General features: G+C 55.5%; 14 protein-coding genes. 11 read left to right on the plus strand and 3 right to left on the minus strand.

Annotated features, from left to right (window positions below; all coding sequences use genetic code 11):
- Window positions 1-190: 190 nt before the first annotated feature.
- The 11 genes from BR04_RS09210 (at window position 191) to BR04_RS09260 (ending at window position 16,996) form a co-directional block, all read left to right on the plus strand.
- Window positions 191-1,396: a hypothetical protein gene (locus BR04_RS09210; RefSeq protein ID WP_496355708.1), complete on the plus strand. Its 1,206-nt coding sequence runs from the start codon at window positions 191-193 to the stop codon at window positions 1,394-1,396.
- Between the two features lie 49 nt (window positions 1,397-1,445).
- Window positions 1,446-2,444, plus strand: a complete 999-nt coding sequence (locus BR04_RS09215) for a 4Fe-4S binding protein (protein ID WP_496355709.1) — start codon at window positions 1,446-1,448, stop codon at window positions 2,442-2,444.
- A 72-nt stretch (window positions 2,445-2,516) separates the two neighbouring features.
- On the plus strand, window positions 2,517-3,872 hold the full coding sequence (locus BR04_RS09220; RefSeq protein WP_496355710.1) for a 2-hydroxyacyl-CoA dehydratase: 1,356 nt from the start codon (window positions 2,517-2,519) through the stop codon (window positions 3,870-3,872).
- Window positions 3,873-3,885: 13 nt separating this feature from the next.
- A complete protein-coding gene (locus BR04_RS09225; protein WP_496355711.1) occupies window positions 3,886-4,686 on the plus strand; it encodes an acyl-CoA dehydratase activase in 801 nt (266 codons plus the stop codon).
- Window positions 4,683-5,342, plus strand: a complete 660-nt coding sequence (locus BR04_RS09230; RefSeq protein WP_496355712.1) for an urease accessory protein UreH domain-containing protein — start codon at window positions 4,683-4,685, stop codon at window positions 5,340-5,342. The genes BR04_RS09225 and BR04_RS09230 overlap by 4 nt, the downstream gene beginning before the upstream one ends.
- Window positions 5,343-5,507: 165 nt before the next feature.
- Window positions 5,508-7,322: a TonB-dependent receptor plug domain-containing protein gene (locus BR04_RS09235; protein ID WP_496355713.1), complete on the plus strand. Its 1,815-nt coding sequence runs from the start codon at window positions 5,508-5,510 to the stop codon at window positions 7,320-7,322.
- A gap of 267 nt (window positions 7,323-7,589) precedes the next feature.
- A complete protein-coding gene (locus BR04_RS09240; protein WP_496355714.1) occupies window positions 7,590-8,207 on the plus strand; it encodes a Fic family protein in 618 nt (205 codons plus the stop codon).
- A 48-nt stretch (window positions 8,208-8,255) separates the two neighbouring features.
- A complete protein-coding gene (locus BR04_RS09245) occupies window positions 8,256-12,494 on the plus strand; it encodes a PAS domain S-box protein (RefSeq protein WP_496355715.1) in 4,239 nt (1,412 codons plus the stop codon).
- Window positions 12,495-12,497: 3 nt separating this feature from the next.
- Window positions 12,498-13,640 carry a hybrid sensor histidine kinase/response regulator gene (locus BR04_RS09250; RefSeq protein WP_496355716.1) on the plus strand — a complete coding sequence of 381 codons (1,143 nt, stop codon included), beginning with the start codon at window positions 12,498-12,500 and terminating at the stop codon, window positions 13,638-13,640.
- 23 nt (window positions 13,641-13,663) lie between these two features.
- On the plus strand, window positions 13,664-14,818 hold the full coding sequence (locus BR04_RS09255) for a hybrid sensor histidine kinase/response regulator (protein ID WP_496355717.1): 1,155 nt from the start codon (window positions 13,664-13,666) through the stop codon (window positions 14,816-14,818).
- Between the two features lie 162 nt (window positions 14,819-14,980).
- Window positions 14,981-16,996 (plus strand): methyl-accepting chemotaxis protein, encoded by a 2,016-nt coding sequence (locus BR04_RS09260; protein WP_496355718.1) that lies wholly within the window; start codon window positions 14,981-14,983, stop codon window positions 16,994-16,996.
- Between the two features lie 92 nt (window positions 16,997-17,088).
- Here the strand turns inward: BR04_RS09260 and BR04_RS09265 are convergent, their stop codons facing one another.
- The 3 genes from BR04_RS09265 to BR04_RS09275 form a co-directional block, all read right to left on the minus strand.
- Window positions 17,089-17,910, minus strand: coding sequence for a 4Fe-4S dicluster domain-containing protein (locus tag BR04_RS09265; protein ID WP_496355719.1), 822 nt, complete (start codon window positions 17,908-17,910; stop codon window positions 17,089-17,091).
- 823 nt (window positions 17,911-18,733) lie between these two features.
- On the minus strand, window positions 18,734-19,054 hold the full coding sequence (locus tag BR04_RS09270; protein WP_496355720.1) for a hypothetical protein: 321 nt from the start codon (window positions 19,052-19,054) through the stop codon (window positions 18,734-18,736).
- Window positions 19,055-19,281: 227 nt separating this feature from the next.
- The gene (locus tag BR04_RS09275) at window positions 19,282-19,410 is read right to left on the minus strand and encodes a hypothetical protein (RefSeq protein WP_496355721.1); all 129 of its coding nucleotides are present in this window, start codon (window positions 19,408-19,410) and stop codon (window positions 19,282-19,284) included.
- Window positions 19,411-19,552: the final 142 nt, after the last annotated feature.

Raw genomic sequence — 19,552 nt, forward strand, 5'->3', positions numbered from 1 at the left:
TTTAATTTTTTTCGTCACTCCGAATTTATCCTTGACTTTGAAGAAAGGCCCGACTATTTCATGCCCCACGGATATCTTTTTTGTTTCGATGAAATTAAAAAATAAAAACGAAAAGACTATGGCAAACCATGACCCTGTCTCCCTATGCTCCTGGCCAAGTTCAACACCAGACATCAGAAATCAGAAAACCATGAACCCATCGCCTTCCATACGCAGTAGCTCCCAGCCCGGACATCTCCTGCTCCTTTTCCTGCTGTTCCTGAGCTTCCCCGGAATTCCCGATGCCAGTTCCGCAGATCCCGGCTTTCTCTTCCTCACGCCCGGCCCGGAAATGCGGCGGGGCGGAGGTGGAGACAGCCAGGGCGGAGGCCATGGCTCAGGCATGGGCCTTGAGAAAAAAAAGAAGGACGGGGAAAAAACCGGGGCTGAAGAAAAGGCCCATCCCGGTGCAGGGGGGCCTCCGGCAAAGGCGGAAGCCCACAGGAAGGATGCCGGAAAAAAGGATGGCGATAAAAAAGACGCGGACAAAAAGGAAAAACGGGCCGCCATGTCCCATCCTGCCCACTACAGCCTCCTCCTTGGTACCCCTCCCGACATTCAGGCAGGTACCGCACCGGAACTTCTGAAAACAGAGGCCGTCATCCTGAGGCCGGATTTTTCCACGGAGACCCTGAAAGCCATGGAAGAGGATCAGGCCATCCGTATCCGGGATGCGGCCCTCATCCAGGGCACCTACCACCTGAAGGCCAGCCTCAAGACAGAAGACGGGGAGGGCAGAACATACCGGCTCTATACCCAGGCTTCCATGCGCAACACCGGAGAAAAAATCGCTCCCCCCGCTGACGGTGGAAAAGACCGGCCCAAGAACCCTCTTCCCTGGTTTTCCATTGAGGATCTCAGCCCGGACCCAGGGGAAAATTTCGCCAAAATCCACAGGAAATACACGGGAGACACCCTTCCTCTGAAAATCCGCCTGGGAGACACCCCCCTTCCCGGTCTTCCCGTCACCCTCACCACGGGCGGAGGCTGGAGCCAGACCCGGATCAGCAATGAGACGGGAGAGGTCACCTTCACCCTCATCAAGGAAAACTTCCATGACAGGGGTGTCCGGAAACAGCCCATTGTCTTTTACGTGACTGCGGAAATCCGGAGTACCCATCCCCTTTTCCAGGGAGAAGCGGGGAAAGAAAATCCCCCAGAAGGCGGTTCCGGCGGCCCTTCCTCTCCGAAAAAAGAGGAAATCCTGCGCACAGGGCTTGCCCTTTCCGTCCATCCCACACCGCTGGACTGGGAAAGCAGGGCCACGGGATTTTATGCCCTGCTCCTCGTCACCCTCACCGTGGCTCTGGGCACGGCCCTCCGCAGGCGCAGAAGAAAAGCCGGAGCATGGATATGAAAGGCCCCTCAATGAAGCTGACCCCGGAACCCAGAAGAAAGAAAAAACCATGCGCATAGACCGCATCCGCCTCCTTGTGCAGGCCCTCTGCCTTGTTTTTCTGCTCTATGGCGGGCTTGTCGGCCTTTCCATCGGCAACGCCATCCCCACCATGAGCTGCATCTATGCCGAAGGCCGGGGCGGTTCCTGTTTTCTCTATCCTTTCCAGCGTTTTCTCTCCCTGCCCTGGAGCAGTCTTTTCGGCAGCGCGGCAATTGGCTTTCTCATTTACCTCGGCACCTTTTTCATCTGGGCCCTGGTGTTCGGCAAAACCTTCTGCGGCTGGATCTGTCCTCTGGGCTTTCTTCAGGATCTCCTCACCAAAATCCGGGAGGCCATGGGGATCGACGGCTCCCGCTTCGCCTGGGCCACGCGGGATCGTTTTCAGTGGGTGAAATACGCCCTTCTGGCACTCCTCATCCTTTTGCCCATGGGCATCGGCAACAGCCTTTTCGGCCTGCCCCCCTTCACCCCGGACCTCGCCGTACCCTTCTGCCAGATCTGTCCGGGAAAACCCCTGCTTCCCCTCTTCCATGGCGACGCAAGCCACATCCTCATCGATTTCTCAAGCCCCACCAAAATCCTCATGACCAGCCTCTCCATGCTCATCGCAGGGCTTTTCCTTGCGGCAGGCTTTGTGAAACGCCGCTACCTCTGCGCCTTCTGCCCCATGGCGGCCCTTCTGTCCCTCTTTGACCGCATCGGCTTTGTGGGGCTCCGGAAAAAAGGGGAGGCCTGCACCCGCTGCGGCAACTGCTTCCGGGCCTGTCCCATGGAAATCCGGGAAATCGCCGATCTCCGGGACAGAAAACACATGGTCACCCAGGACTGCATGCTCTGCCTGCGCTGCATCGAGGTCTGCCCGGAAGACAAGGCCCTTCAGGCCACCCTCCTCGGCTTTCCCGTGTTTTCCGCATCCGCCGAGGGATTCCTGAAACGCCAGGCCCGCACCGCCGTTCTGCCGGAACCCCGAAACGACACCCCAAAAATCCTGACCCCGGAGCCCTAAGACCGGGCACGGCCCCCTTTTTGGGGATTTTGAAAGAGGCTTTTTTGAATGAAACAGGCACGGATTCAGAAATTGATCAGAATCAGAGAAAAAATAACCACCGGAAAAAAGGGGGAAAACCCCCAGCCCCTCCCCCTGAAGCCCGCTGATGCGGATGCGGAAGCCCGGGTGGCAAGACGGCTTTCCCTGCACCTGTCCATGGCCGTGCGGGAAATCTTTGACGCCATTTCCCTGGAAAAAAACCGGCCCGCTTCCATGGCACCCTTTGACACGGTTTTCAGAAATTTTGCGGACGCGCCGGACAACATTCTTCCCGCAACGGGCCGGAAAAAAATCGGCATCTACTGCATGGCCGTCCCCGAAGAGCTGATCTACGCCGCAGGCGCCCTTCCCGTACGCCTCTGCGCAGGCAGCGGCGATGCGGCGGAAGCCGGGGAAGCCCTCTTTCCCGATGTGTCCTGCCCCATGGTCAAGGCTGCCACGGGCTTCACCCGCACCGGCGTCCTCTCCATGTACCGGGACTGCGATCTGGTCATCATTCCCGCCACCTGCGACTGGAAGGTCAAACTCGGGGAACTCCTTTCCCGCCATGTACCGGTCATGATGCTCGGAGTTCCCAAACTGAAGGCTGCGGAAAGCTCCCGCAGATTCTGGTACGCGGAAATCCGCCGTCTGGTGCAGGCCCTTGAAAAGGTCACGGGAAAACGCATCACCCGAAACAGGCTGCGGGCCGCCATGGGCCTTCTCCACGAAGCCCAGCAGGAATTCAGGATCTTCCAGACCCTGCGCATGGACGAGCTCTGCCTGATCCGGGGCCGGGACGCAGCAGCCGTGGCCAATGCCTGGTTTTACATGGATGCGGCGGACTGGACCCATGCGGCAAGAACCCTCAATGAAGAGCTGAAAGAAAGAAAGGCCGAAGGCCTTGCCACCTCCCCGCCTTCGGCCCCGAGGATTCTCCTTACGGGCTCGCCCGTGGTCTTTCCCAACTGGAAGATTCCGGACCTCATCGAAAACGCGGGCGGCGCCCTGGTCTGTGATGAACTGTGCAGCTCGGGAAGGCTTCTCTGGGACATGGCCTGCATTGACGAGCCCCTCTTTGAGGACATGCTGGATGCCCTCGCCGACCGGGCCGTTCTGCCCTGCACCTGCCCCGTGTTCACGGATACCGGGGATCGCAGGACGAAACTCTTCCGCATGATTCAGGACTACAGGGTGGAGGGTGTGGTGCACCATGTGCTGAAAGGCTGCCACCCCTATGACATGGAGCTGCGGCCCCTTGAGGCGGAACTTGCCGCTGCGGGGGTTTCCCAGCTCAAGATCGAAACGGACTACAGCCCCGAAGATACGGAACCCCTGCGCACCCGCGTGGAAGCCTTTGTGGAAACCCTCAAAGGCAGACGGCTCCGCATGGGAAAAAACGCATAGAAAGGAGACGCCCATGGATCTTTACCTTGGCATTGACATCGGCTCCACCACCACCAAGATCGCCCTCATGGATGCCGGAGGCCTTGCGGGCAGCCGGGTGCAGCCCACGGGCGTGCACTGCGGCGACACCGTGGAAAACGCCCTGAAGGATCTCCTCCGGGAAACCGGCTTCCGTCGGGAAGACATCCGCAAAACCGTGGCCACGGGCTACGGCCGCCGCCTCATTCCCTTTGCCGATGAAGTGATCAGCGAAATCACGGCCAACGTCCGGGGCACCTCCTGGAGCTGCACGGATCTGGAGACGCCCGTCCGCACCATCCTCAACATCGGCGGTCAGGACAGCAAGGTCATCAGCGTGGACAGCTTCGGGGTGACGGAAAACTTCGCCATGAACGACAAGTGCGCCGCAGGCACGGGCCGCTTTCTCGAAACCGTGGCCCGGATTCTTGAAGTCAACATGACGGATCTTGGCCCCCTTTCCCTTGAAGCGGAAATCCCCCTCAAGATCAACGCCACCTGCGCCGTGTTCGCGGAATCCGAAATCATTTCCCTCATCGCCCGGAAAAAAGCCCCTGCGGAGATTGCGGCGGGCGCCCATTTTGCCATCGCAAGGCGGCTTTCCCGCATGGCCCGGCGGGTGGGCGTCACGGAACCCGTGGCCTTTGACGGCGGCCCCGCCCTGAACGCGGGCCTTGTGAAGGCCATTGAGGATGAGCTGGCCGTGGCCATCCATGTCCCGGCCTGGCCCCAGATCACGACCGCCATCGGGGCGGCCCTTCTGGCCCGGGATGCCCACATGGCGGCGGCCGCATGAGTACGCTTCCCGAACTTCCCCTGACCCTTCCCGCCCTCTTTCTTGCGGGGCTGGCCTTGGGTCTTGGCATCTGCAGCACCTCCTGCCTGCCGCTGGTGGGTACCTGCATTCTGGGAAACAGCCGGAAGGCGGGCGACGGATTCTGGGCCCTCGCAAGCTTTGCCTGCGGAAGGCTCTTGACCGCAGGCCTTCTCGGCGGACTCTGCGGCGGCTTAGGGCAGGCGGCCATGGCCCGGATGGAAAGCCCCTCCATGACCCTGGCCTCGGGCCTCTTCACCCTGCTGGCGGGCCTTTTGCTGCTCTTCCGGCCCCGCTGCGGCGGATGCGCCAGCCGGAAACGGGCGGGAACCCCGCCCCTTCTTCTGGGCCTTGCCAGCCCCCTTCTTCCCTGCCTGCCCTATGCCGCCATGATGGCAGCGGCAGCTGCTTCGGGATCTTTTCTGAAGGGCGGGGGCGTGGCCCTTGTCTTTACTTTGGGTACCACTCTTTCCCCCCTCATCCTCGCCTGCCTTGCCATGGGCTGGATGGGGGCGGGCATGGCGCAGAAACTCCCTTCCCAGATTCAGGGCTTTTCCAGGATCTCCGGGCTGGTGGTGGCGGTTTTTGGCGTCAAAACCCTCTGGCTGGGGCTTGTCCTGGCCCAGGGGATTTCCTGAGACAGAGCAGTCTTGTGCTACCTTCTCCCTCTGGGAGAGGGCCGGGGGGAGAAAAAACGGGATTCCTCTGCTTTTTATTTTAGTCAAAACAAAAAATTTGCAAAAGATATCAAAAAATCAGTCTTTCTAAATTCAAACCTGTTCCCGCAAACAAGGAGATGCCCCATGTCGTACCGCAGTATGAAAACGCCCTTCCTTCTTTTTCTGGCCGCAGGACTGCTCACCCTGCCCGGTCAGGCCAGTCAGATGCCGGAAAGCGAACTGGAGCAGATGGTGGTCAGCGCCAGTCGCAGTGAACAGCAGGTGCAGGATGCCGCAAGCCAGGTGCATGTCATCACCGCAGCGGATATCCAGGCCCGGCAGATCACGAACATCCAGGATCTGCTGCGGGAAATTCCCGGCGTCCGCATCACGGAATCCACAGGCTCCTGGGGCAATGGCGGCAATGTCCAGCTCATGGGCATGAATCCGGATCAGAGCCTCATCCTGCTGGACGGCCAGCGCCTCACCGGCGGCCATGGCAGTGTGGACATTTCTTCCATTCCCGTGGAAAGCATTGAGCGTATTGAAATCGTCAAAGGCCCCGGTTCCGCCCTCTACGGCTCCGACGCCATGGCAGGTGTGGTACACATCCTTACCCGCAAGGCAAAAGACGGAAAACATCTGCGTGCCGGTATCAGCGGCGGCAGCCGTGACCGGATCACGGCCACAGCGGGAACGGATCTGGGCAATGACCGCATGGGCCTGCGCCTGGACTACACCCACAAATCCACCTCAGGGGTCAATGAAGACACGGACAAAATGAACAGCAACGCCCTTTCCGCAAGCCTGCACTACCAGCCCGTGGAAAGCACCACCCTGCGTCTCCAGCCCTTCTTCTCCCGTCAGAAAAACAGGGTCAAGGGCGAGGCAGACCGCATCCAGGAACGCAGCAGTGTCAACGCTTCAGCAGAAATCCGGCCCGATGCCCTCTCCCGTATCCAGACCAGGGCCAGTTATTTTTCCCATGACCACAGAAAGGTGGACAAAAGTTTTGACGCCGTTTCCACCCTCCAGGAATTTGAAGCAGGCTACGCCCGTGTTTTCGGCCTTCAGGCCGTCAGTCTGGGGTATGCCTATTCCGGAGAGTCCGTGGATGACAAACAAAAAACCTACACAAAAGACTCCCAGAGTACCCACGGGGTCTATCTTCAGGATGAAATCGATCTTGGCCGCCTTTCCCTCACCCTGGGCGGACGTCTGGATCACCATGATGAATGGGGCACGGAAACCCATCCCAGGGCAGGCATCCTCTTTCGTGCCACGGACACTCTGCGCATCCGGGCCTCCGCAGGAACCTCCTTCATGGCCCCCACCCTCCTGAAACTCTACGCCGACGGCTGGAAAATGGGCCCCTGGACCATGAAAGCCAACCCGGATCTCAAGCCGGAAAAAGCCCTCTCCTATCAGGCAGGCATGGATTTTCAGGCCCACCCCACCCTCCTTCTCCGGGCGGCCCTCTTCCGCAACGAAATCGACGACCTGATCGAAACCACCCGTACGGGCCGAACCATGACCTACCGCAACGTCAGCGAAGCCCTTACCCAGGGCCTTGAAACCACCCTCACCTGGAAACCTGCCCGCGCCTTCAGCGCCACCCTGGGCTACACCTGGACGGACACGGAAAACAAACAGACGGACAAACGCCTTCTCGACCGGCCCGAGCACAAGGCCACCCTGGATCTCGACTATCACCTCACATGGCCCGACCTCCGCTTCCGCCTCACCACGGCCTGGACAGGAGAACGGGAATTTGAGGAAAACAATGTCCGCAAGACCCGAAGCGATTATACCCAGATGGATCTTACGGTCACCTACGGGGTGATCGAAAACATGGAAGTCTTCGCCCGCCTTGAAAACCTCACCAACGAAAAGAATGTGGGGGATGAGCCGGACATGGACGGCAGCGAGTGGCTGGCGGGGATGAACCTGAAGTTCTGAGGCTGAAACTCACGGCAGGCCGCTAAAGCAAAAGGGCTGACTCCCGGAAAAGAAAACCGGGACTCAGTCCTTTTTTTATCCTGAGACGGATGCCTGATGCTTGCAATGGCAGCGGGGCTGGCTTAAGCTTTCAGGCTCATACCGAAAAAGCCTCTCCCCTGCAAAACTCTGAACGGTTCCGGGAAGGATTTTTCTGCTATATACTTAAGATTATAATGGATTTATAGCCTATTTCCCAAATACCCCCAAGCTGACTCCGAGGCCCCCATGCCGGATAAACTTCCCATCAGACTCCGTGACCTGCTCCACCAGCGTACCGTGGAAGGCGAGCGCATTGAAGTACGCATCAGCCGTGAAGAACTGGTGGTTTTGAGCTTTCCAGGCCCGGATCGATCCATCAGACTTGCAGACTTCACCGTTGGCCGGGGGGTGAGCCGACGCTACCGCAACCGCCGTATCGGAGAATTTCTCAAGGAACTGGGACTGACCGAAGGCCGCTCCACGGGTGTACCCAAAATCCTCAAGGCAATGCGTGCCAACGGCTCTCCTGCACCGGCATTTGAAACCGATGAGGATCGTCTGGCGTATGTGATCCGGCTGCCGGTACACCCCTTGGCGGAATCCCCCGTAATCGAAGTCACCCCCGAAGTCACCCCCGAAATTCTGGGAATGCTTGCAGTGATGCAGGGAGACATGAGCCGTTCAGAAATCATGGCGGCCCTTGGACTGAAAGAGGAAAAACACTTTCGCGAAAATTATCTGCATGCCGGGATTGCCAGTGGTGTGATTGAAATGACCCAGCCAGACAAACCACGCAGCAGCAGACAGCGCTACCGGCTGACAGCCGGAGGTGAAAACCTCCTGAAAGCCAGGGGGAAGGGATAACAAAAATGAGTAAATCCCCTAAAAAACACAGCTCTAAAAGGTAAAAACATGCCCCTGACTTTATCCCCCCGGAATGAAAAAGTATCTGGCATCCTCATCAGACAACCCCTTATCACGACACTGTTTATCAGCCTTCTTGCAGGAACCCTTTTGCTGAGCTGGTGGCGGCTCAATCTTGCAGAAAAGGAATATCTTGACAACTTGCTGGTGCAGACCGGGCTTCTTGCGGAAACCATCAACACGGAACGTGTCAGGGCCTTATCCGGATCTGCTGAAGATCTTGAAAAACCGGAATACCAGCGTTTAAAAAAACAGCTTGCCTCCGCCATCGGGCTGTCACCGGACTATCGCTACATCTACCTCATGGGCAGAAACGACGAAGGTCTTCTTTTTTTCTTTATGGATGTGGGACAGACAGGGGGCGGGGTAAAGGAAGCTCTGCCCGGTGATATCTATCCTGACCCGAAAGGTTCCATGGCAAAACTTTTTACGGAAGAACTCTCCATAGCCGGAGGCCCCTACACGGATGCCTGGGGCACCTTTATCTCCGGGGTTGTCCCCCTCAAAGACCCCAGAACCGGTACCGTGCTTGCACTCCTTGGCCTGGATGTGGATGTCAGGGCATGGAGACAAAACATCTGTTCCAAGGCCATCCCGCCCCTCTTCTTCCTCCTGTTTCTTATGGTTGCCCTGCCCATTGGCCTGTGGGTGCTATCCCGCCCCCAAAAGACCGAAAAACCCTTGCCTGCCAGCATGGTTGATCAACTACCAAAGATACTTTTTCTCCTTGCCCTTTCAGTCACGGCCCTGCTTGCCTGGGCTGCCCATTCCTATGAGTATCACAGGCGCCATGGTATTTTTTCGGAGCTGGCCCTTGGACAGATCCGGGCCGTGAAGGAAACTTTCCGGAATCTCCGGGACTCTCAAATGGAAGGACTGGCGGCCTTCTTCGAAGGATCGGAAAAGGTGGAAAGATCTGATTTCCAGACATACACAAGTCACCTTGTAAAAAATTCAGCCATCCACGCCTGGGGCTGGGTTCCCCTTATCCGGGGTGGGGAAAAAACAAATTTTGAAACCGGTATACGACGTGAGGGATCGAAAAATTTTATGGTCTGGCACACGGACAGCAAGGGAGAGAGGACACCCTCTTCCCTGCAAGAAGTCTATTTTCCCCTTGCGATGGTCAGCCCTCTTAAAGAAAATGAAACCCTGCTGGGTTTTGACCTTGGATCAACCCCTTTGCGAAGGGCTGCACTGGAAGAATCCTGGCAGACAGGGCTGATCACAGCAAGCTCTCCGGTCACATCCATCCACCAGATTCCGGGAGAAAAGGGCATTTTTGTGTTCCGTCCTGTGTTTCCCAAAGAGGAATCCGGTGATCCGGAAGGCTTCATTCTGGCCCTGGTGAGAATGCAACCACTTTTACATTCTGTCTCATCCTCCAGAACTCTGACGAATCTTGAACTTCTTTTTCTGTCTCCGGACAGGAAAGCAGAACAGCTTGGCCGTACGGATACCTCCATAAAAATTTCTGAAACGGAGCTGTCTCTCTCCTGCCCTCTCTTTATTTTTGGCAAGGTATTTGCTGTTTCCGTGCAGGCGAATACAAACTTTTTCCGGCTGTATCCCCCAAGATCCGGTTTTTTTATTTTCATAACAGGAAGCCTTCTGAGTACAGCCCTTACCTTTTTTCTCAGTCAGATGCTTCAGCGCCGCCGGATTCTGGAAAAAATGGTTGAAGAAAAAACCTCAGATCTGCAAAAAAACAACATGATCCTTGAAAGTATCATGGAAACAACCCTTTCCGGCTATTGGGACTGGTGCATACCGGAAAAGAGGCTGTACCTCAGCCCTGGCTTCAAAGCCATGTTCGGGTACAAGGATACAGAACTTCCCAATACCATCCGTGCCTGGAGAAGTCTGCTCCATGGGGCGGATTATGCCGTTGTTGAAAAAAACTTTGAGAAACATGTCTTGAACCATGGCCGGGAACCCTTGTTCTGCGAACTCCGGTACACCCATCAGGAAGGGCATACCATCTGGGCAATCTGCGCAGGCAATGTCATCGCATGGACTGAGGATGGCACCCCCCTCCGTATGGTGGGGTGCCATGTAAACATCACAGCACAAAAAGAGGTTCAGGCAAGGCTCAAGGCCCTCAATGAACGACAACAGTCCCTTCTGATGACGGTTCCGGAAATCGTGATGGAGGTGGATACCCGAAAAATTTATACATGGGCCAATGATGCGGGTTTCCAGTTTTTCGGTGAAAATGTCATCGGCAGAGAGGCTCAGGATTTTTTTGAGGGAGAACAGCCTACCTATAAAATTGTCACGCCTCTTTTTCAGGGAGAAGAGCAGGTGCTCTCTCTGGAAAGCTGGCAGCGCAGGCAGGATGGTGCCATCCGCCTGCTGGCGTGGCGCTGCCGAAGCCTCAGGGATGGCGAGGGGAATGTGACCGGTGTGCTTTCCGTGGCAAGGGACATTACGGAAAACCTGCAACATGCGCGGAACCTCATTGAAACAAGTCTGGATCCCATGGTCACCATCAATGCCGAAGGTGTTATTACGGATGTCAACAAAGCCACAGAAAAAATGACGGGGATCAACCGGAACATCCTCATGGGAAGTGACTTCTCAGCGTATTTCACAAACCCTTCAGCAGCACGTCAGGGATACCTGGATGTGCTGAAAAAGGGTGAAGTAAGGGACTATCCCCTCGTAATGCGCCATGTTTCCGGAAAACTCTATGATGTTCTTTACAATGCTTCCGTCTATCGCAGTGAGGACGGGGAGGTTCTGGGTATCTTTGCTGCGGCCCGCGACATCACAGAGCGGAAACATGCGGAGCTGGAACTGCAAAAAGCCAAGGAAGAAGCAGAGCAGGCCAGCCGGGCCAAAAGTGCCTTTGTGGCCAGCATGAGCCATGAAATCCGCACTCCCCTCAACGCCATTATCGGATTCAGCGCCATCCTGGAGCGCCAGCCCCTCCTGGCTCCCCCACAGCGGGAACAGGTGACACTCATCCGCCAAAACGGTGAGCATCTGCTGGAACTCATCAACGATATCCTGGAAATGGCCAGGATAGAAGCCGATGCCCTTACACTGCATCCTGAAATTTTCCATCTGAAAACCTTTTTCCATGACCTGGAAACCATGATCCATAACAGGACAGAAGCCAGAGGACTGCACTTCCAGACCACATATGCGGCCCATGATTTCCCGGAATATGTGAAAGGCGATGTGGTCAAGCTGCGTCAGGTACTCATCAATCTCCTGGGAAATGCCGCAAAATTTACGGAATCCGGCATGGTGGGGCTTCATATCAACATGGAAAAGGATGCCGACCACAGCCCGTCCCTAAACCTTGTCATGGAGGTGAAAGATACGGGGCCGGGTATTCCTGAACAGGAACTGTCCCGGATTTTTCTGCCCTTCCATCAGGCCGATGCAGGGATACGGGCCGGAGGTACAGGGCTTGGACTTGCCATCAGCCAGCGCATTGCAGCGTTTATGGGAGGAAGCATCAGAGCCGAGAGCCAGCCCGGCCAGGGATCGACCTTCACCTTCCGGGTTCCGGTAAAAAAAGCAGATGCATCCGAGCTACAGCCTTCCACAGCGTCAGACAAAAAAATTATCGGGGTCAGGGCAAGATCCGGTGCACGGCGGATTCTCCTTGTGGATGATCTGGATCAGAACCGCCGTATGCTGCATACCATGCTGTCTCCCTTTGGGTTTGAAATCCGGGATGCGGAGAATGGACAGGAAGCATTGAAAATTTTTGAAACCTGGAGTCCCCATGCCATCCTCATGGACATGCTCATGCCCGTCATGAATGGCCATGAAGCCACACGCCGCATCAAAGCCCATGCGAAAGGTGCGGAAACACCGGTCATTGCGATCACGACCCTTGCGCTGGAAGAAGATGTGCAGGATATGCTGGCATCCGGCGTGTCGCGCTGCCTGAGCAAGCCCTTTAAAATGGAGGAGCTGTTCCGGATTCTGGCCGATACCCTTCACCTGGATCTGATCTATGAAGAAACAAAGCGCCATGAAGACACAAGGGTATCCCTTCCCCTCACCCCCAAAGACCTGGCAGGCATACCGGCGCCTCTGCTTTATGGCATGAAAGAGGCGGTTGAGAACGGAGAAATCACCCGGATGAATGAGCTCCTTGAATCCCTGCAACGGCTGGACGAACCTCTTGCGGACAGAATCAAAAAGCTCAGTGATGCCTTTGAATATGAAAAACTGCTGCATCTTCTGAATCGGGAGGAAAAATAGGGCATGGATCAGGAAAAAACAAAAATCATGATTGTGGATGATACGCCGGCCAATCTTAAAATCCTTGCGGAAATCCTCTACAGGCAGGGCTACCATGTGCTTGCTTTCCCCAGTGGCCCTGCGGCCCTGCGTGCCCTCCAGAAAAGTCTGCCGGATCTCATTCTCCTGGATATCATGATGCCGGAGATGGATGGGTTTGATGTTTGCAGGATTCTGAAAAATGATACGGCCCTTCGTTCCATCCCCGTGATTTTCATCAGTGCCCGGGATGACACCACCAGCAAAATCAGGGCCTTTGCCGAAGGGGGGGTGGATTATGTGGTCAAACCCTTTCAGGAAGACGTACTGCTCGCCAGGGTCCGGACGCACCTGCATCTGCACTGCCAGAAAATCCAGATTGAAAAACAGAAAAAAAAACTTCAGGAAAACTATGACCGCCTGATGGTTCTTGAAAACATGAGGGACAGCCTCGTGCATATGGTGGCCCATGACATGAATTCCCCCCTGATGGGCATCATGGGATACGCAGAACTGCTTGGCATGGAGCTTCAGGATTCCGGCAACGAAACCCTTTACGCCATGACCCGGAAACTGTCCGCTTCAGCCCAGACCTTGCAGCGGATGATCATGAACCTTCTGGATATCAGCCGTCTTGAGGCCGACAAAATGCCCACCCAGACCCTGGCCTGTGAACCGGATCAGCTGATTCAGAATGCCCTGGATGTTATGGAACCCCTTCTTCTGAAGACAGAGCTGCTCTGGAAAAAAGGGACTGTAGGGGAAAAGGTGCTCTGTGATCCGGATCTCTCCCTGAGGGTTCTTGAAAATCTGATCGGAAATGCAATCAAACATGGGGGAGAAAAGAGCCGCATCACCCTTGCGGTATCGTCCGAAGAAGCCTTTATGAAATTTTCAGTTACCGACACCGGCCCTGGCATCCCAAGTGACTGTCACAACAGTATTTTTGAAAAATATGCACAGGTACCGGATAAAACAAAACGACGGCCCTATGGTACGGGACTGGGACTGGCATTCTGTATGCTTGCCGTTGAATCTCAGGGTGGAAAGATCGGTTTTGACAGCAGGGAAGGTGAGGGGGCAACCTTCTGGTTTTCCCTTCCCTCCACAACAGCATTCCCGTCTTGATCAGCAAGAAAAGGAGTCCTTCAATGAACCCGGAAACCCCCGGATCTACCGTGATGCTTGTGGATGACAAGCCCGCCAACCTGAAACTTCTGTATCAGATCCTCATTGGAAGGGGATACCGGGTTTCTGCTTTTCTGGCGGGCCCCCTGGCCCTGAAGGCCGCCCTGAAAAATCCACCGGATCTCATTCTCCTGGATGTCATGATGCCGGACATGAATGGATTTGAGGTTTGCAGCCTGCTGAAAAAAGAAAAATCTCTTCAATCCATTCCCGTAATCTTCATCAGTGCCCTGAATGATACCCAGAGTAAAATAAGGGCCTTTGCCGAAGGGGGCGTGGACTACATCACCAAACCCTTTCAGGAGGAAGAAGTCCTGGCCAGGGTGGAAACGCATCTGAAAATGATGAGCCTTCAGCAGAGTCTCCGGCTGCACAATGAAAACCTGGAACAGCTTGTAAAGGAACGTACCCGGGAACTGGCCCTTGCCAACACACGGCTTGTGGAAATGACCCGCCTTAAGGACAACTTTCTTTCCATGATTTCCCACGAACTGCGGACACCTGCCAACGGCATTCTCGGCCTTGGCGAGCTGCTCATTGAAAACTGCCACGACAATGAGGAAACCCATATACTTGCGGAAATGTTCCGCGAGAGCAGCCAGCGCATGAGAAACCTGATTGAAGATGCAAGCCTTATCGTTTCCATGGACATGGCGGTCTGTACGGGAAAAAAAGGCGTTCTCTTTTCGGAGCTGCTGGCCGAGGTACAGGCCTCTCTTCCGGAAATTTTTCTGGAGATAAGGTTTTCGGAAGCCACGCCTCCATGGCTTCTGGAAATAGACCGGGATCTTCTGAAAAAAACCATGACCACCCTCATGCGCCTTGCCGCCTCCTTTTCAAAAAACCGACACTGTGTAAAATTTTCTGTCATGGGGGAGGAGGAGGCGATCTCCCTCTGTTTTCCCCTGAATGCACTGTTTCTGAGCGAGACAGAGGCCAGCTCTTTTTTTGATCTGGAGTCTCCCGTACGGGGCGCATCCCATGCCCAGGAGCTGGGGCTTGCCCCTGTTGTCGCCCACAGGATCATCCAGGCCCTCGGGGGCCGTCTGCACCTTGTCAGAACGGGAAAGGACTCCGGAGAACTTCAGGCCTTTCTGCCCTGTCCGAAGTGTTTCTGATGGATCAGAACTTGCATATCAGAAAACGCTGTGGAGTTCCTGATGTACCAACCCTTCTGGCACGGACACATGGCTCCTACATCCGCAGCGTCCCATGCTCTCACGCTGAAAAAAGGGATTTCTGGACGGAAAAATTTTTACGCTCTGAAAAGGGAGACTTCCATGAAGAGATCCTGGACGATAGGAAAAAAACTCATCACGGCCTTTTTTTGTGTTTCTTTCATTACCCTTTTTGTGGGTCTTGTCAGTTTTATCAATATGTTCCGTGTATCCGGCATAGCGGAAAACCTTGCGGAAAGCCGGGTACCTGCCGTAGCCGTGGCAAACGATGTGGAGCGCATGGCCATGAGAACCCTGTACGCTTCCCGTGGATACGCTTATACGGAAGACAGGGCCTTTCTTGCAGATGCACGGAAAAGTCTTGCCCTCACCCTGAAGCACATCGAAGACGCCAGAACCCATGGTGCTGTAAGGCAGATGGCCATCCTGAAAAACAATGCGGATACAGCGGCAACCTCCACAGAAACCTATGCTCGCCTTCTGGATCAGACGGAACAGCAGACAGACATCATCCATGGTCTTGTCGCGGGAGCCGATGAGGCTGCAACGCAGTTCGGGCAAAGCATGGAGGCCTATCTCCGAATTCAGGACAGGGCCATGGAAAGCTTTCTGGAGCAGAACCTTTCTTCCGGGGAAAGGGCCATGACGGCGGAAGGCCGCCAGTTCATCCGTAACGAGGTATGGATACGCACCCTCAGAATCAAGACCGGAAACAATATTCTGGATCTCGGCAATGCCATCATCAGCGGCACATGGCGGGCCATTGCGGACAGGGATGTGCAAGGCTTCCGGCAGACCATGGAGCGTTTTGCGGATCTCAGCGGGAAACTGGAATCCCTTCAGCAGGAAACCCGGCAGGAACAGAACCTGAGGCTGCTCCAGACCTGCCGGACGGCTGCGGATACCTATCTTGAAAACATGCGTCTTTTTCTGGAAGCATGGCTGGCTCGGGAAGCCCTGGAGATACAAAGAAACAATGCCGCAGAAAAGGTTCTGAAAGCCGCAGCGGATACGGCGCAGGCAGGAATTGCGGACACACGGCAGGCAGCCCTTTCCGTCACACAGCAGCTGGATCTTGCCTCTACCATCATCACCGTTTCTGCGCTCTTTGCCGTACTCATTGCCCTGGGTCTGGGCCTGCTCATCACCCGCAACATCAATACCAACCTGACACAGGTCATTTCCGGTCTCAACGATGGGGCCAACCAGGTGGCTTCTGCCGCAGGCCAGGTCTCTTCAGCCAGCATTTCCCTTGCGGAGGGTGCAAGTGAACAGGCCGCCTCCATAGAGGAAACCTCCTCTTCCCTGGAAGAAATGTCGTCCATGACCCGGCAGAATGCGGAGAATGCTGGTCAGGCCAACGCCCTGATGACCCAGGCAAATCAGGTGGTGGAAACCGCCAATGACGCCATGACCGCACTGACGCACGCCATGAGCGAAGTCTCCAGGGCCAGCAGCGAAACTTCAAAGATCATCAAATCCATTGATGAAATCGCTTTCCAGACCAACCTTCTGGCCCTGAATGCCGCCGTTGAGGCTGCCCGGGCAGGAGAAGCCGGAGCCGGTTTTGCCGTGGTGGCCAATGAAGTGAGAAGCCTTGCCATGCGGGCGGCAGAGGCGGCACGCAATACGGCAGAGCTGATTGAGGGTACGGTGAAGAAGGTCGGGGAAGGTTCCGCCCTCGTTTCCCGCACCAGTCAGGCCTTTGCGGAAGTGGCCTCCAGCAATCACCGGATCGGCCAGCTGGTGGCGGAAATCGCAACAGCTTCCAGGGAACAGTCCCAGGGAATAGAGCAGATCAACAGGGCCACAGAAGAAATGGACAAAGTGGTACAACAGAATGCCGCAAGTGCGGAAGAATCCGCATCCGCCTCTGAGGAACTGAATGCCCAGGCGGAACAGATGACGTCCATGGTACAGGAACTGATGGCCATGGTTGTCCGTTCATCAGACGATGAAAAAAAAGAGCTTTACTCCCGGCATTTCAGTGAAGACGTCTTCAGCAGTGCACCTCGATCCCAGCGCCCCGTTCCCGTCCGCCAGACACCGTTCATCCAGAGGCATACCGGAGTAAAGGGCAGAAAAATCCCCTCCAGACAGATCCTTCCCAATGCCTAAAAACCATGGGGTTGCTTCGGTCTGATGGATCCCCTGGCTCCGCCATGCCGCCTCAAAGGCACTGATCACGTTCCTCTTTGTCCTTACAATGCTCAGCCCGGATTCCCCGAAGGCGGCAGACACCGCCCCAGATCTTCGGGCTGAAGCATCCGTGAAAAACGCTCCACAGGCCCCTGGCCCGATTTCCAGAACGCCAGGGCCGACACAAGAATGGTCTCCACCCCATCCACCGTATACAGACCCGGCAGGGCCAGCCCCAGACGGGGATGGCGGCCCAGACGTCCGCCCAGAAGCACCCGGAAGCCCTCCTCCCGAACCGCCAGCACCCCGTCCCCGCAGGCGGCAATGCAGAGACCGCATCCCATGCAGCGCTCCCTGTCCATACCGATGCCCTCCCCCTCAACACAAAGCGCCCCGTCCGGACAGACCGCCACACACTGGCCACACTGGGAGCAGGCCCTTTGTGTCACCCTGGGAAACCGCAGGGCAAAAATGCCCATATCCCGGATCTGGGGCTGGGAGCAGGCATTGGGACAGCCTGCTATGGATACGCGGAATTCATGGTGAAAACGCAGGGGGCCTTCCACCCGCTTTTTCAGAAAAGAGAGAAGATCCTGGGAGAGAAGGCAGGATTCCAGCCTCCGGGTCAGGGAATCCATTTCCAGCACCCGGTTGGGACAGCCCTCTGAGGCAAAACAGCTTTCCACCTTAAAACCCGTAATCAGGGTTTCCTGATCCTCCATGAAGGCCTTCCGGGCAAGGTGCACCTCGTTGAGGGTCACAGCAAGCCTGCCCTGTGCGACAGCCATAGCCTCGATACGGGCCTTCACTTTTTTCCGGACAAAAAAGGGAACCTTTTCCAGGGCAGCACGGGCCGCCTGCTCCCAGGGCATGGAATCGGGTGCGGGTTTCATGGGGTCTCATCCTTTGCAGGGGCATGAATATTTCCTCCAAAAAAATGGAGTGTCACGCTATATACAGCAAAAAACAGAAACGACTGCCTTGATCTGGATCAAGGGACAGGCAGAAGGTCTTTCAGGTCAGGCGCTTTTGGCGCGTAGGGATTGCCGGATTACCGTCTTACGACAGCCCGCATTCTCCCGCTCCAGCGTGGAAACACGGGCTTCATGCGTAACGTAAAGGGAAATCCTGTGCCTGTTCCCAGCTCTCGGGGCAAGGGGATGGAAGCAGACCAACACCCGGAACCGCAAAACTAAAACTGATTACTATCTTTCTTCAGCTATCGTTCCCATACTCCAGCGAGGGAACGATAGCTGAAGCAAGATGGTAATCAGAAAAGAAAAAGCGCTTTTATCCCCGGGAAACCTGCCTTTCAAGCATAGAAAAGGGGCCGCCCCCCTGGGAGCGGCCCCTTCTTCTCTCACAAAAGCTTATTTGATTACCACCCTGACTCAGTCATGTAATCGTAGATTTTGCCCATACAGCATTGAACCCATCGTTCCCACGCTCCAGCGTGGGAATGCATCTTAAGACGCTCCAGCGTCTTGAATCCCGGAACACTGCCATGGCCCAAAAGCCTGTAGGACATTCAGAAACCGGAAACTCCCCATGTTTGGGTCTGGATCGTCCCGGCGCTTCGACGGTACCCATTTCCCAGAAAAAGAATTCCCGAGGATACTGGCCTTGGGCGCAGGAGCGCCCGGTATGGCGTTCCCACGCTGGAGCATGGGAACGATAGCTGAAGCAAAATTGTAATCACAAAAAGATTTAAACCAATCAGTGCCGGCCCGGCTGGATCAGATCGCTTTCAATGCGGCCTGCAATCTCTAAGGCCTGACTCATGAGGTCATGGATGGCAAAGAGTTCCTTTTTCAGCTGACGGATGCCGCCGCTGGGCAGGGAAGGCAGGGAGGCTTCGGCGAAAAGATCGGAAAGAACCCTGGCCTTGCCGGAAAGGCTGTCCATGCGCTCGGAAAAGGCGACCACTTCATCGGCCCATTTCCGGAGTTCGTTTTTCTGGGATTTCTGGGGGCCTTCGAATTTGGGCTGAATGGCGCTGATGTCGTAGTCGGGGGTACGGAAGGTGAGGGAAAACATGGTTGTTGCTCCTTTAAAGACTGGGGTTGCACCGCAGGGCCGTCTGGACGGATCGGCGGAGTGAATCGGGGATCTCCCCTTAAAAAAACGGCCTGCCTGTTTCCTGTCCTGCCGGACAGCGGCAAAAAGCCCTGCCCAAACGGACACCGCCTTCCATAAGCATTTTTTCTGCCACAGCCCCATAAAAACATGAAAGCCAATCTAAAAAAAAGATAAACATCTTCATATTAAAACAGATACTTCTTAAAAATATTTTTTACCCCCCCATCCCCCTCCCAGTCTCCCCTCTTTCTTCCCAGGAAACCAGCAACATCCAGAGTACAGCATACAATCAAAAAATGAACAAATTCCTTCATGCTGTTTCCGGATAGAAAAATTCGATCTGCCCTTCAAAAAGCATTGAAAGGAACAATTTGATCCGGGGGCTTTCCATTGCCTATATCTATGCGCCATGCGGGTTTGCATACAGAAAATCTTCTTTTAACCCATCGGGGCGGA

The organism is Desulfobotulus sapovorans DSM 2055 (assembly GCF_059569355.1).